We start from the raw sequence: 13461 nt of genomic DNA, 5'->3' as shown, positions 1-13461 counted from the left end.
GAATGCCCATCCACGCATGGCGTGGATCTACTGTCAGACCGGGCGCTTGCTCGGATCGCCGGGCAGTTCGCGGACCAGCTTGGGTACCAGATAACCGGACAGCCGCGCAGTGAGGCCGGCAATCAGGGCCTTGGCCTGGACGTCGTCCACTTCGAAATGGGCCACGCCCTCGACCCGATCCAGCTGGTGCAGGTAATAGGGCAGAACGCCGGCGGCGAAGCTGCGCTCGCTCAGGTCCTGCAGCGCCTGCACGCTGTCGTTGACCCCGCGCAGCAGCACCGCCTGGTTCAGCAGCTGGGCGCCGATGCCGCGCAGGCGGGCCATCGCGGTATCGACGCTGGCGTCGAATTCATTGGCGTGGTTGGCGTGGACCACGATCGCCAGCGGCCAGGGCAGGTCGCCCAGCCAGGCCAGCAGCTCGTCATCGACCCGCTCGGGCAGCACGATCGGCAGGCGGGTATGGATGCGCAGCCGGCGGATATGCGCGATGCCGCGCAGTGCATCGGTCAGCTCGGCCAGCTTGTGGGTGGCCAGCGACAGCGGGTCGCCGCCGGACAGGATCACCTCATCGATGTCCGGATCTGCAGCGATGGCCTCCACTGCCTCCTGCCACCCGCCCTTGGCGGCGTTTTCGGCGCCATAGTCGAAATGCCGGCGGAAACAGTAGCGGCAGTTGATCGCGCAGCTGCCGGTGGCCACCAGCAGGGCGCGGCCGCGGTACTTCTGGATGACCCCGGTGGCCTTCTTTGCTGCACCGTCGCCCACCGCATCGAAGCTGAACCCGGGGACAGGGCGCATCTCGGCGTCGATCGGCAGCACCTGCCGCAGCAACGGGTCGTAGGCATCGCCACGGCGCATGCGCGCGACGAAACCCTCCGGCACGCGCAGCGCGAACTGGGCGATGGCGGCCTCGGATACGCCCAGTGCCGCAGCATCCAGATCCAGCCGGGCCAGCAGCGTCTGCGGGTCGCGCAGGGCCTGCCGCCACAGCTGCTGCCAGCGCGCGGGCGCGGCTGGCGACTGGGTCCGGGGGAAGGCGGAAAGCTGCATGGAGAGGGGGCCTGCGGTTATCATGGACACATAAACAGTTGCCCGCCGGGGTTCCGGTGGGCTTTCCATTCTATCCGGCTCGCCGCACGCGCGGCGGTTTCGCCATTTGAGGAGCTTGAGCATGGCCACTGCGGGCATGAACGATGTCAAGAACGGGATGAAGATCCTGGTCAACAATGAACCGGCCGTCATCTCCGAGACCGAGTTCATCAAGCCGGGCAAGGGCCAGGCCTTCACCCGCGTGCGCTATCGCTTCATCAAGTCGGGCCGCACGGTCGAAATGACCATGAAGGCGACCGACGACGTGGAAGTGGCCGATGTGGTCGATACCAACATGGACTACATGTACAGCGACGGCGAGTACTGGCACTTCATGGACCCGGAAACCTTCGAGCAGGTGCAGGCCGACAAGGCCGGCATGGGCGGCGCCGAGAAGTGGTTGAAGGGCGAAGAGTCCTGCATCGTGACCCTGTTCAACGGTGCGCCGATCTTCGTGCAGCCGCCGAACTTCGTTGAACTGAAGATCACCGAGACCGACCCGGGCGTCCGCGGCGACACCTCGGGCGGCGGCGGCAAGCCGGCCACCCTGGAAACCGGTGCCGTGGTGCGCGTGCCGCTGTTCGTCAACCAGGATGAAATCATCAAGGTCGACACCCGTTCGGGCGAGTACTCCTCGCGCGTCAAGTAATCCGGGTACGCGCCGGCGCATTCGCGCTGGCGCTCCCACGATCCGCCATGCGGATCGTGGACCCCCGCTCACCAGCACCCACACCCCGCCGCTTCGCGGCCGCCCCTGACTCAGGGGCTTGCCTTCCAGAAGCTCAGCGGTAGCCGTTTGACCGGTGATCAGTCGCCAGGTCGGAGCCAAGGCTACGTACGGTCCTTCCCCCTCAGCCAGTGAGCCCGCATGAGCGATAGCCCGCACCTCCCCGAAGCCTGCGATCTGCTGATCGAAGCCGGTTATGTCGTTCCGATCGAGCCGCATGCGGTGGTGCTGGAAGACCATGCCGTCGCCGTGCGTGGCAGTGAGATCGTGGCCATCCTGCCGCGTGCCGAAGCGCGTGCGCGCTTCCGCGCCACCCAGGTGGTCAGCCGCCCCGAAGCTGCGCTGATGCCGGGCCTGGTCAACGCACATACGCACAACCCGATGACCCTGCTGCGCGGCGTCGCCGACGACCTGCCGCTGATGACCTGGCTGCAGCAGCACATCTGGCCGGTGGAAGCGGCGGTGATCGGCCCCGAGTTCGTCGCCGATGGCACCACCCTTGCCATCGCCGAAATGCTGCGTGGCGGTACCACCTGCGCCAACGAGAACTATTTCTTCGGTGACGTGCAGGCCGCGGTCTACAAGAAGCATGGCTTCCGCGCGCTGGTCGGCGCGGTGATCATCGATTTCCCCACCGCCTGGGCCAAGACCGACGACGAGTACTTCGCCAAGGCCGGTGAACTGCACGACCAGTGGCGTACCGACCCGCTGATCGGTACCGCGTTCGCGCCGCATGCGCCGTACACGGTCAACGATGCCAATTTCGAGCGGGTGCGGATGCTGTCCGACCAGCTCGACATGCAGGTACACCTGCATACCCACGAAACCGCGCAGGAAATCACCGATTCGATCAAGCTGCACGGCCAGCGTCCGCTGGCGCGGCTGGATCGCCTCGGCCTGGTCAACGACCGCCTGATCGCGGTGCACATGACCCAGCTGACCGAGGCCGAGATCCACCTGTGCGCCGAGCGCGGTGTCAGCGTGGTGCATTGCCCGGAATCGAACCTGAAACTGGCCTCCGGTTTCTGCCCGGCCTGCGCCCTGCAGCGCGCCGGCGTGAACCTGGCCATCGGTACCGACGGCTGCGCCAGCAACAACGACCTGGACATGTTCAGCGAGAACCGTACCGCGGCGATCCTGGCCAAGGCCGTGGCCGACGATGCCACCGCGCTGGACGCGGCGACCACGTTGCGCGCGTCCACGCTGGGTGGCGCCCGCGCGCTGGGCTTCGGCGAGCGCATCGGCTCGATCGAGGTCGGCAAACAGGCCGACCTGGTCTGCGTCGACCTGTCCGCGCTGGAGACCCAGCCGCTGCACAACGTGCTGTCGCAGCTGGTGTACGCCACCGGCCGCCAGCAGGTCAGCGACGTCTGGATCGCCGGCAAGCCCAAGCTGGTGCAGCGTGAGCTGGTCGGCATGGACCTGCCGGGCATCATCGCCAACGCGCGCCAGTGGCGCGAGCGCATCCGTCATATCCGCGCCTGAGTACAGGCGCCGCAAGGACAACCGTCATGACAGCCCCCCACGCTTCTTCCAATTTCGATCAGGCCGAGCTGGACAAGTTCGCCGCGCTGGCCAACCGCTGGTGGGACGCCGATGGCCCGCAGAAGCCGCTGCACGCACTGAATCCGGTGCGCCTGCAGTACGTTGCCGACCGCGCGCCGCTGCGCGGTGCGCGCGTGCTCGACATCGGTTGTGGTGGCGGGCTGCTGAGTGAAGCGCTGGCCCAGGCCGGTGCCGAGGTGACCGCCATCGACCTGGCGCCGGAGCTGGTCAAGGTCGCGCGCCTGCATGCACTGGAAAGTGGTGTCAGCGTCGACTACCGGGTACAGGCCGCCGAAGACCTCGCCGCCGAACAGCCGGGCAGCTTCGACGTGGTGACCTGCATGGAAATGCTCGAGCACGTGCCCGATCCGGGCGCGATCATCGAGGCCTGCAAGCGCCTGCTGAAGCCGGGCGGCCACCTGTTCCTGTCCACCATCAACCGCACCGCGGCGGCATTTGCCGTGGCCATCGTCGGTGCCGAGTACGTGGCGCGGCTGCTGCCCAAGGGCACCCACCACTACCAGGAATTCATCAAGCCGGCCGAGCTGGCGCGCTGGCTGCGCGAGGCCGACCTGCAGCTGGCCGATGTCAGCGGCATGGCCTACGAACCGTGGCGCAACCGCGCCCGCCTGAGCAGCCGCACCGACATCAACTACCTGGCCCACGCGGTCAAGGCGCCGTGACCGCCGCAGCATTTCCGCGTGCGGTGCTGTTTGACCTGGACGGCACCCTGCTGGACAGCGCACCGGATTTCGTCGCCACGCTCGATGCAATGCTGGCCGAGCGTGGCCGTGCACCGATCGATCCGGCGCAGTTGCGTCCGGTGGTGTCCAAGGGCTCGCGGGCGATGGTGTCGGCCGCGTTTCCAGAACTGGACGCGGCCGAGCGCGATGCGCTGATTCCCGAGTTCCTGCAGCGTTACGAAGCCTCGATCGGCCAGCACGCCGTGTTGTTCGACGGCGTTGCCGGCATGCTCGATGCGCTGGACGCGGCCGGTACGGTGTGGGGCATCGTCACCAACAAGCCCGAGTACCTGGCGCGGCTGATCGCGCCGCAGTACGGCTGGCAGCAGCGCTGCGCGGTGCTGGTCGGTGGTGACACCCTGGCCGAGCGCAAGCCGCATCCGTTGCCGCTGCTGCACGCCGCGCAGCTGATCGGCATCGCAGCGGAAGACTGCGTGTATGTCGGCGACGACGAGCGCGACATCATCGCCGCGCGTGCCGCCGGCATGCCGTCGGTGGCGGCACTGTGGGGCTACCGCCTGCACAGCGATGACCCGTTGGCCTGGCAGGCCGATGTGCTGGTCGAGAACGCCGAACTCCTGCAACTGGCCAGCCTCTGGCCGACCCGGCCGGCGACCCCGGCCCAGCCGTAAGGAACAACGTAGTGAGCAGTACCGCGCTGGACAGTTTCCTCGACAAGTGGCGCAGCCGCTGGCCGGAATGGTCGGTGGCTGAGCCGTTCGTGGCCGAACCGCAGCGCCCTGTGGCGCTGGCGTGGTTCGCGCTGCTGCAGGAATTCGATGACATGCTCAACACCAGTGGCGACCCGCTGCCGGCCGACGCCAAGCTGGCCTGGTGGGGCGAGGAACTGCGCAGCTGGGCCGCGCAGCGTTCGCGGCATCCGCTGGGACGCGTGCTGGAGCCGGTGCGGGCACCGTGGGTGCAGCTGGCCGAGGCGCTGCCGGATCTGGTCGAGGCGCGCACCGTCGCTCTGGACGCTGCCGCTGCCGAGCGCGCACTGGGCAACTATGCCGAAGCAGTGGCTGCGGTCGAAGCGGTGGTGTTTGCCGACACGCCGCGCAAGGGCGCTGGCCGTGCAGTGCTGCTGCAGACCCTGGCCCAGCGCCTGCAGGATGCTGGCGTGGCCGGCGTGCCGCGCAGCCTGCTGGACGAGGACGCCGGCAATGCCGAACAGCGTTGGGCGCAGCAGCTGCTGAAAGGGTGGGGCGCCCGTGTGCCCGGTCCGCGCGCGCGCCGCGTGTGGTCGAGCCTGGCGCGTGCCCGCCTGGCGGCACAGGCCGCCGGCAAGCCGATTGAAGCGACGCCGGTGCGCACGCTGCTGCGTGTGTGGTGGGCGGCGCGCGGCTGAGCCCTCGGCCGCTTCGCTCGCCGGGCATGGCCCGGCGCTACCCCCTGCAGGGTTGATTGCATGCTGTCTGTAGAGCCGAGCGTATGCTCGGCTATTCATGGCCAACAGCAGCCGAGCGTGGGCTCGGCTCTACGGCAGCGGCCCACCACCGCAACGGGCGATGGGCGTTATTTCCGTTCCAGCACCAGCAGCGGGTCGATGCGGGTGTCGAACCAGTTCATGCCCCAGTGCAGATGCGGGCCGGTCGCGCGACCGGTGGCGCCAACGGCGGCGATCACCTGGCCCTGTTCGACGCGGTCTCCGACCTTCACGTCGATGCGCGACAGGTGCAGGAAGTTCGAACTGACGCCGAAGCCATGGTCGAGCAGCAGGGTGCCGCCGGTCAGGTACAGATCGGGGCCTGCGAATGTCACCACCCCGGCAGCCGGTGCTTTCACCGGAGTGCCGGTCGGCACTGCGATGTCCATGCCGGAGTGACCGGAACCGGGCTGGCCGTTGTAGACGCGGGCGTTGCCGAAGCGGCCGCTGATGCGGCCCTGCACTGGCCAGATGAAGGTCTGGGTGAAATCGGTGCGGTTGTCGTCGCGCGCGCGCGCCGCGGTGACCTGCGCCTGTTCGCGCTTGATCCGCTCGGCGATGGCCGGCGGCGGATTGACCGTCTTCGGCGGCACGCCGTTGACCCGCTCGGTGGGCCAGTCGCGCGGGGTCACCGTGATGGTGGCCGTCTCGCTGCCGCCATCCGGCCGGCGGATCTGTACCTGCAGCGGTCCCTTCTCATCGCGACCGATGCCGAACACCACGCTGCCGTAGCTGCTCACGCGCAGGTCGCGGCCTGCGTAGCGCACGCTGCTGCCGGCGGGAACCTTGCCGATCACCAGCGCGCCCTGCGACGCGCTGGCCGGGAACACCACGCGGCTGTCGATCAGGTCGCCGATGCCGTCCTGCGCCTGTGCCGTCGGTGCGGTGAACAGGGGCGTCGCCAGCAGCAGCGCCCCGAACATGAGTGCCGAACGCATCAGCGGTCGTAGGTCATGCGCTGGCCGGCGGGCTGACCCACCAGCGTGCTGCCGTCCCACACCAGCTGGCCGTTGACCCAGGTGGAGGCGATGCGCGATTGGAACGTGGTGCCTTCGAACGGCGACCAGCCGCACTTGGACAGCACGTCCTCGCGCTTGACGGTGAACGGCACGTCTTCGACCAGCACCAGGTCGGCGAAGTAGCCTTCGCGCAGGAAGCCACGCTCTTCCACATCAAACAGCTGGGCGGGAGCGTGGGCGAATTTCTGCACCACCTGCTCGCGGGTCAGCTTGCCTTCGTGCACGCGTTCCAGGGCGGCGACCAGCGCGTACTGCACCAGCGGCAGGCCGGACGGCGCCTGCGCATAGGGCTTCTGCTTTTCTTCCCAGGTGTGCGGGGCGTGGTCGGTGGCCAGCACATCCAGCACGTCGTCGGCCAATGCGGCGGTGATCGCCTCGCGGTCGGCCACGTCCTTGATCGCCGGGTTGCACTTGATCAGGTTGCCCTTGGTGGCGTAGTCCGGGCGGGCGAAGTGCAGGAAGTGCACGCAGGTCTCGGCGGTGATCTGCTTGCGGGTGCCGTCGGCACGGATCAGCGGGCCCTTCTCGAACAGCGCCAGTTCGTCGGCGGTGGAGATGTGCAGCACGTGCAGGCGGGTGCCGTGCTTGCGCGCCAGCGACATCGCCAGCCGCGTCGACTTGATGCAGGCTTCGCGCGATCGGATGTCCGGGTGCATCTCCGGGGTCAGCGCGTCGCCGTATTTTTCCTGGAAGGCCTTCAGGTTGGCATCGATCATCGGCGTGTCTTCGCAGTGCGTGATGATCGGGGTCGGGCACTCGCGGAAGATCGCGTCCAGGGTTTCCGGGTTGTCGACGAGCATATTGCCGGTGGACGCACCCATGAACACCTTCACGCCCGGCGCCTTCTTCGGGTCGAGCGCACGGATGGCCTCCAGGTTGTCGTTGCTGGCACCGTGGTAGAACCCGTAGTTGGCCCAGGCGCGGCCGCGGGCCAGCTCGTACTTGGCCTCAAGAATGGTCGAGTCGAGCGTCGGCGGGTTGGTGTTGGGCATGTCCATGAAGCTGGTCAGGCCACCGGCCACGGCCGCGGCCGATTCGCTGGCGATGTCGCCCTTGTGGGTCAGGCCCGGTTCGCGGAAGTGCACCTGGTCGTCGATCATCCCGGGCAGCAGCCAGCGCCCGGCCGCATCCACCACCTGTTCGCCATCACGCGGGGTCAACCCCTTGCCGATCTGCGCGATGCGGTCGTTCTCGATGCGCAGGTCGCCTTCGAAGGTGCGGCCTTCGTTGACCAGGCGGGCGTTGGTGATGAGCGTGGAGGACATGTCAGTGTTTTCCTGTGCAACGGCAAGAAGGGGCGTTGGGAGATTCGGGCACTGGATCGAAGCCGCCGGGATGGAACGGGTGGCAGCGGCCCAGCCGTCGCGCGGCCAGCCAGCTGCCGCGCAGCGGACCGTGCCGGGAGATGGCGTCCATGGCGTATTCAGAGCAGCTCGGCACGAAACGGCAGCGAGGCCCCAGCAGCGGGCTGATGAAGCGCTTGTAGAAGCGCAGCAGGGCGATGAGCAGGCGCGAGATCACTCAGTCATCTTAAGCCAGTTGGCATGAAGGCCGCATTTGTGCAGGATGGGCCGTTGGTCGCATGTCGTAGATGGCCTGCGACCGCTATCGGCACCCCTCCAGGTGCCGGACAGGTTCCGTACCGCGCAAGGCGGTCCGTGTTCGTCGGACCGCGCCTTGGACCCGTTGACTCCTGGACTGAATGGAGCGGGCCCCCGAGGTTGCTGCTGCGGGTCGGGTAGGCTATAAAGGCCCGCTTTCCCGGGCCCCGGGGAATCCAAGGAAGAGCGTTTCGTGGCTGCTAAAAAAACTGCAAAGAAGGCCGTCAAGGCCGCCAAGAAAACCGCCAAGCCTGTTGTGAAGAAGTTGGCGGCCAAGCCCGTTGCCAAGAAGCCGGCCAGCAAGCCGGTGACCAAGGCGGCATCCTCACAACCGGCGGCCAGGAAGGCCACCGCAAAGAAAGCGCCGGCCAAGTCCGGCAAGCCGGCAGTGGCGAAGAAACCCGCTGCGCCGGTCAAGGCCAAACCTGTCGCTGCCAGTAAGAAGGCGCCGGCGGTGAAGAAGGTTGCCAGCAAGGCTGCGCCGGTGAAGAAGGCCGCTGCCAAGCCGGCACCGAAGAAGGCAGCAGCCAAGCCGGCGCCTAAGGCGGTGGTGAAGAAGGTTGCCGCCGCGCCTGCTGCGAAGCCGGCAGCAAAGAAGGTGGTGCCTGCCAAGCCGGCACCTGCTGCCAAGGCTGCCAAGAATGTCGCCACGCCGGCTGCCAAGCCGACGCCGGCCCCTGTAGTGAAGTCCGCACCGAAGCCAGCTGCGAAGCCGGCCCCGGCCAAGTCTGTCCCGGCCAAGACCGCGGCAGTGGCAGCAGCCAAACCGGCCCCCAAGCCGGCCCCGGCCGCCGCTTCTGCAGCATCGACCGCCCCGCAATCCAAGAATCCCGTGCCCGTTTCGAAATCGCCTGCTAAAACCGCCGTGAAATCCGATTCCGCTCCGAAGACCGTGACCCGCCCCGTGGGCAAGGTCGCTGTGGCCGTCGCCGCCCGTTCGTCGGCACCTGCGCCGCGCAGCAAGTACAAGGTCGTCGAATACAAGACCGACGAGGCCACTGGCCGCCCGATCCTGCCGGCAGGCTACAAGCCGGCCTCGGACGAGGAGTACATGAGCCCGCTGCAGCAGGAATACTTCCGCCAGCGCCTGCAGAACTGGCGCGCCGACCTGGTGGAAGAGTCCAAGCAGACCATCGAGAACCTGCGTGAGGAAGTGCGTGACATCGGCGATGAAGCCGAGCGCGCGACCCGCGAGACCGAGAACTCGCTGGAACTGCGCACCCGTGACCGTTACCGCAAGCTGATCGGCAAGATCGACAGCACCCTCAAGCGCCTGGAAGCGGGTGATTACGGGTACTGCGTGGACACCGGTGAAGAAATCGGCCTGGAGCGCCTCGAAGCGCGCCTGACCGCCGAGCGCACCATCGACGCCCAGGAGCGTTGGGAGCACCTGCAGAAGCAGCAGGGCGACTGATTCCGGTTCGTTGTGATGTCATGCGAAAAACCCGGCTTCGGCCGGGTTTTTTGTTGGGTTCGAGTTGGCTGTGTAGAGCAGCGCCTTCCGGGTATCGGGGTGAGCCTGCGGGCGGGTTTGGGCAGGACACGCTGCAAGTACATCCCTGTAAGCTCGGCAGCGGCATCCATGCTGCGGACGGTCCTGCCCGGACCCGCCCGCAGGCTCTCGACGCTTCCCTGCATGTGCGGCCGCTGTAGAGCCGAGCCCACGCTCGGCTCAGGCCGAAGCCGGCGGGCAGGGAAGAGCAAGAGCAAGAGCAGCCAAGCATGGCTTGGCTCTACCAGGAGCGGCCATGCGTATGCTCGCGGCTGTTGGGTCCGCCTTGTAGCGAGCCGAGCACCGCAGGGGAATCAGGGGCGAAGAGGCACCGCTGTTTGAGCGCAGCGAGTTCGGTGCCGTCCCCTGATTCACCGAGGAGCGCAGGGCACCGGTGCGCAGCGCCGGCTCGCGGATGGCGGCGCGTTTTCGCCGCGGTCGCGGAAAAGGGCCGCCGGGCATGGCCCGGCGCTACCAGTGCGTCGGCGCACGTAAACCCGCTGTCGCGGAAACGACGAGCCGACGCTACTGCAGATCACGCAGATTCAATTTCCGCAGCGTCGGGTTCTTCCACGCGGTGATCCCGGCCACGCTCAGTACCGCGAACCCACCCAGCACCACTGCCGGTACCAGCCCCAGCACCTTGGCCATGGTGCCGGCATAGAACGCGCCCAGTTCGTTGGACGAGCTGATGAAGATGCCGTTGATCGACGATACCCGGCCGCGCATCTCTTCCGGCGTGGCCAGCTGCAGGATGGTGGAGCGGATCACCACCGACACGCCGTCGAAGGCGCCGTAGAACAGCAGGATCAACGCCGACAGCCAGAAGTGCTGGGACAGGCCGAAGCCGATCACGCACAGGCCGAAGCCGGCCACGGCGAACAGCAGCACGCGACCGGCGTTGCGGTGCAGGGGGTGGCGCGCCAGCCACAGGCCCACGCACACCGACCCCAGTGCCGGGGCCGCGCGCAGGATGCCGAGGCCCTCCGGACCGTGATGCAGGATCTCGTGCAGGAACGCCGGCAGCATCGCCACTACGCCGCCCAGCAGTACCGAGAACATGTCCAGCGCCATGGCACCGACCATGATCCGGTTGCCAACCACGAAGCGCGCACCTTCGGCGATGCTCTTGAAGATCGGCGCGGCTGGGCCGGCATGCACCGGTTCTTCCACTTTCAGCGTGGCCAGGCAGCCCATCGCCACCAGCGCGAAGGCCGTGGCCACCGCATAGGACAGGCCCTTGCCACCGACGCCGACCAGCACGCCCCCCAGTGCCGGGCCGGCGATCATGCCGGTCTGGAACACCACGGCGCCGAGGCCGGCGCCACGGGCGAAATGTTCACGTGGCAACACGCGGGCGAACAGCGCGTTGTAGATCGGCGACAGGAAGGCGCGGACCATGCCGGTCAGGGCGATGGCTGCATAGATCGGCCACACGCCCTCAACCGGCAGCCAGCCCTTGGCTACGCTGGTCAGCACCAGCGCGGTGGCGATCAGTCCGGAACAGGCGACCATGCCCAGCTTGCGGCGCGGCAGATGATCCACCAGATAACCAGCAAACGGGGCCACGCAGAAGAACGGCAGCACCTCGGCCAGGCCGATCAGGCCCAGCGAGAACGGATTGCGGGTGACCTCGTAGATGTGCCAGCCGACGGTGACCGCGACCACCTGGTAGGACAGCATCGCGAAGATGCGATACGCCAGCAGCCGGGCGAAACCGGGCCGGGACAGCAGGCCCAGCGCGGTGTCTTCGGCCGTGGCAGGTTCGCTCACGACGGATCGCGCTGCAGCTGGGCCTGCGCGGTCTCGCGGATGAAGGCCAGCATCGCCGCCACGCCGTTGCTGCGGGTCGGCGACAGGTGGCGGGACAGGCCGATATCCTGGATATAGCTGGGTTCGGTGGCCAGGATCTCCTGCGCGGTGCGCCCGGAGTACACGCGCAGCGCCAGGAAGATCAGGCCGGAGACGATGGCCGAATCACTGATGGCGTGGAAACGCAGCGACTGCGCATTGCCTTCCGGCACGATCCAGACCATCGACTGGCAACCGAGCAGGCGGTGCTCTTCGGTCTTCCATTCTTCCGGGAAGGCGGGCAGCTTGCGGCCGAGGTCGATCAGGTACTGGTAGCGCTCGGACCAGTCGCCGAAGAAACCGAATTCCTCGGCGATGGCCGTCTGTGCCTCGGCGGCGGTGGGTTCAAGCGGGAACGGGGAGTCGATCACAACAGTCTCTACAGTGGGGGCGTGGCCGGCGGACCGGCCACGGGGCAGGGCACGTCAGCCGCGCTTGCGCGACCAGCGCACGCCCTGCGGGGTGTCTTCCAGCACGATGCCTTCGGCGGCCAGCTGGTCGCGGATGGCGTCGGAACGGGCGAAGTCGCGCGCCTGCTTGGCCGCCGCACGTTCGTCGATCAAGCCCTGGATACGCGCGTCGTCGTCGCTGTCGCCAGCGGCGTTGCCGAACCATTGCGCCGGATCGGCCTGCAGCAGGCCCAGGGCGAGGCCGGCGCCGAGCAGTTCGCTCTTCAAGCGTGCGCGTTCGCCGGGATCGGTGGCGCGGCGCGCTTCACCGGCGATACGGGCCACTTCGGCCAGCGCCTGCGGCGTATTGAGATCGTCATCCAATGCCGCTTCGATGTCTGCCGGGATCACTGCCGTGGCGGCCACATCGGCCAACTCGCGCAGGGTGCCGTACAGGCGGTCGAGGGTGCGCCCGGACTGTTCGATCAGCGCGTCGGACCAGTCCAGCGGCTGCCGGTAATGGGCCGACAGCAACGCCAGGCGCAGCGCTTCGGGGGCGTGTTTACGCACCAGGTCGTGCACGCGCTCGATGTTGCCGATCGACTTGCTCATCTTGGCGCCGCCGAAGTTGAGCATGCCGTTGTGCAGCCAGAAGCGCGCGAACACCTTGCCGCCGTGCGCGCACTCGCTCTGCGCGATCTCGTTTTCGTGGTGCGGGAACTGCAGGTCGACGCCACCGGCATGGATGTCGATGGTCTCACCCAGGTGGGCGGCGGCCATTGCCGAGCACTCGATGTGCCAGCCCGGACGGCCGCGGCCCCAGGGCGATTCCCAGCCGGGCAGGTCGTCGCCGGATGGCTTCCACAGCACGAAGTCGCCGGGCGCGCGCTTGTAGGGAGCGACCTCGACCCGGGCACCGGCCAGCATCTCGTCCGGATCGCGGCGCGACAGCTTGCCGTAGCCCTCGAAACTGCCGACGGCGAACAGCACATGGCCTTCGGCGGCGTAGGCATGCCCGCTGCTGACCAGCTGCTCGATCATGGTGATGATCTGCGCCATGTGCGCGGTCACTTCCGGCTCGATGTCCGGCGGCACCACGCCCAGCGCGGCCATGTCTTCACGGTAGGCGGCGGCGAAGCGGTCGGTGATGGTGCTGATCGGCACCCCCTGCTCGCGCGCGGCGGTGTTGATCTTGTCGTCCACGTCGGTGATGTTGCGGGCGTAGCGCAGGGCGCCGAAGCGCCGCCGCAGCAGATCGGCCAGTACCCCGAACACCACCGGTCCACGGGCGTTGCCGATGTGCACGTAGTTGTAGACCGTCGGGCCGCACACATACAGGGTCGGACAGGCCGGATCGAGCGGGGTGAACGGTTCGAGCTGGCGAGTCAGGTTGTTGTGCAGGCGCAGGGTCATGGGTCTGTGACTGGGGGACAAGCCTGTGATTTTAGAACGTGTCGGGGCCCTTTGGGGGGACCGTTGCCACCGGTGGACGTCACCGGCGGCCCGGGTGGGGTGGGCAGGAACGGCGCGGACGGGTAATGTTCAGCCCCTTGCGGTCACCACTGCCTACACTATTGCC

The 13461-nt window shown here is 67.7% G+C and carries 13 protein-coding genes; 6 read left to right on the top strand and 7 right to left on the bottom strand.

From position 1 onward, the window contains the following. Positions 1-33 precede the first annotated feature (33 nt). Positions 34-1074, bottom strand: coding sequence for an EF-P beta-lysylation protein EpmB (epmB, locus tag MRBLST15_RS08175; RefSeq protein WP_367785644.1), 1041 nt, complete (start codon positions 1072-1074; stop codon positions 34-36). Between the two features lie 97 nt (positions 1075-1171). Here epmB and efp point away from each other — a divergent pair, with 97 nt between their 5' ends. The 5 genes from efp to MRBLST15_RS08150 all read left to right on the top strand — a co-directional run bounded on the left by efp (position 1172) and on the right by MRBLST15_RS08150 (position 5452). Next, entirely contained in the window at positions 1172-1738 is a 567-nt protein-coding gene (gene efp, locus MRBLST15_RS08170) for an elongation factor P (protein ID WP_222388728.1), read from the top strand. A 219-nt stretch (positions 1739-1957) separates the two neighbouring features. Then, the gene (locus MRBLST15_RS08165; RefSeq protein ID WP_089236234.1) at positions 1958-3301 is read left to right on the top strand and encodes a TRZ/ATZ family hydrolase; all 1344 of its coding nucleotides are present in this window, start codon (positions 1958-1960) and stop codon (positions 3299-3301) included. Positions 3302-3327: 26 nt separating this feature from the next. After that, positions 3328-4044, top strand: coding sequence for a bifunctional 2-polyprenyl-6-hydroxyphenol methylase/3-demethylubiquinol 3-O-methyltransferase UbiG (gene ubiG / locus MRBLST15_RS08160; RefSeq protein WP_033831579.1), 717 nt, complete (start codon positions 3328-3330; stop codon positions 4042-4044). Then, entirely contained in the window at positions 4041-4736 is a 696-nt protein-coding gene (locus MRBLST15_RS08155; protein WP_367785643.1) for a phosphoglycolate phosphatase, read from the top strand. The genes ubiG and MRBLST15_RS08155 overlap by 4 nt, the downstream gene beginning before the upstream one ends. An 11-nt stretch (positions 4737-4747) precedes the next feature. Beyond that, positions 4748-5452, top strand: a complete 705-nt coding sequence (locus MRBLST15_RS08150; protein WP_265952592.1) for a phytoene/squalene synthase family protein — start codon at positions 4748-4750, stop codon at positions 5450-5452. A gap of 167 nt (positions 5453-5619) precedes the next feature. Here the strand turns inward: MRBLST15_RS08150 and MRBLST15_RS08145 are convergent, their stop codons facing one another. Genes MRBLST15_RS08145 through yidD form a run of 3 tightly spaced genes read right to left on the bottom strand, consistent with a single transcriptional unit; the run spans position 5620 to position 8070 of the window. Beyond that, on the bottom strand, positions 5620-6468 hold the full coding sequence (locus MRBLST15_RS08145; RefSeq protein WP_312705932.1) for a M23 family metallopeptidase: 849 nt from the start codon (positions 6466-6468) through the stop codon (positions 5620-5622). Further along, on the bottom strand, positions 6468-7814 hold the full coding sequence (locus tag MRBLST15_RS08140) for a dihydroorotase (RefSeq protein ID WP_312705931.1): 1347 nt from the start codon (positions 7812-7814) through the stop codon (positions 6468-6470). The genes MRBLST15_RS08145 and MRBLST15_RS08140 overlap by 1 nt, the downstream gene beginning before the upstream one ends. Position 7815: 1 nt before the next feature. Beyond that, positions 7816-8070 carry a membrane protein insertion efficiency factor YidD gene (gene yidD / locus MRBLST15_RS08135; RefSeq protein WP_014037867.1) on the bottom strand — a complete coding sequence of 85 codons (255 nt, stop codon included), beginning with the start codon at positions 8068-8070 and terminating at the stop codon, positions 7816-7818. A gap of 273 nt (positions 8071-8343) precedes the next feature. Between yidD and dksA the strand changes: the two genes are divergently transcribed. Further along, entirely contained in the window at positions 8344-9564 is a 1221-nt protein-coding gene (gene dksA / locus MRBLST15_RS08130; RefSeq protein WP_265952589.1) for an RNA polymerase-binding protein DksA, read from the top strand. A 603-nt stretch (positions 9565-10167) separates the two neighbouring features. On the opposite strand, the gene MRBLST15_RS08125 is transcribed toward dksA, so the two are convergent. Genes MRBLST15_RS08125 through cysS form a run of 3 tightly spaced genes read right to left on the bottom strand, consistent with a single transcriptional unit; the run spans position 10168 to position 13295 of the window. Next, positions 10168-11415: an MFS transporter gene (locus MRBLST15_RS08125; RefSeq protein ID WP_265952588.1), complete on the bottom strand. Its 1248-nt coding sequence runs from the start codon at positions 11413-11415 to the stop codon at positions 10168-10170. After that, positions 11412-11864, bottom strand: coding sequence for a SufE family protein (locus MRBLST15_RS08120; RefSeq protein WP_312705929.1), 453 nt, complete (start codon positions 11862-11864; stop codon positions 11412-11414). The genes MRBLST15_RS08125 and MRBLST15_RS08120 overlap by 4 nt, the downstream gene beginning before the upstream one ends. Before the next feature lie 54 nt (positions 11865-11918). Beyond that, positions 11919-13295, bottom strand: a complete 1377-nt coding sequence (gene cysS / locus MRBLST15_RS08115) for a cysteine--tRNA ligase (protein ID WP_180166386.1) — start codon at positions 13293-13295, stop codon at positions 11919-11921. Positions 13296-13461 lie beyond the last annotated feature (166 nt).

Origin of the sequence: Stenotrophomonas sp. LST15-1-1.1 (assembly GCF_040815575.1) — a bacterium.
In the GTDB taxonomy this organism is placed as follows: Bacteria; Pseudomonadota; Gammaproteobacteria; order Xanthomonadales; family Xanthomonadaceae; genus Stenotrophomonas; species Stenotrophomonas lactitubi_B.
Note: the sequence above shows the minus strand (reverse complement) of the source record. Positions and strands in the feature narration are given on the sequence as shown.

What these genes read in the sequence shown, in the direction of transcription:
- epmB (WP_367785644.1), bottom strand. Translation starts at nt 1,074, where the DNA reads ATGATAACCGCAGGCCCCCTCTCCATGCAGCTTTCCGCCTTCCCCCGG.
- efp (WP_222388728.1), top strand. Translation starts at nt 1,172, where the DNA reads ATGGCCACTGCGGGCATGAACGATGTCAAGAACGGGATGAAGATCCTG.
- MRBLST15_RS08165 (WP_089236234.1), top strand. Translation starts at nt 1,958, where the DNA reads ATGAGCGATAGCCCGCACCTCCCCGAAGCCTGCGATCTGCTGATCGAA.
- ubiG (WP_033831579.1), top strand. Translation starts at nt 3,328, where the DNA reads ATGACAGCCCCCCACGCTTCTTCCAATTTCGATCAGGCCGAGCTGGAC.
- MRBLST15_RS08145 (WP_312705932.1), bottom strand. Translation starts at nt 6,468, where the DNA reads ATGCGTTCGGCACTCATGTTCGGGGCGCTGCTGCTGGCGACGCCCCTG.
- MRBLST15_RS08140 (WP_312705931.1), bottom strand. Translation starts at nt 7,814, where the DNA reads ATGTCCTCCACGCTCATCACCAACGCCCGCCTGGTCAACGAAGGCCGC.
- cysS (WP_180166386.1), bottom strand. Translation starts at nt 13,295, where the DNA reads ATGACCCTGCGCCTGCACAACAACCTGACTCGCCAGCTCGAACCGTTC.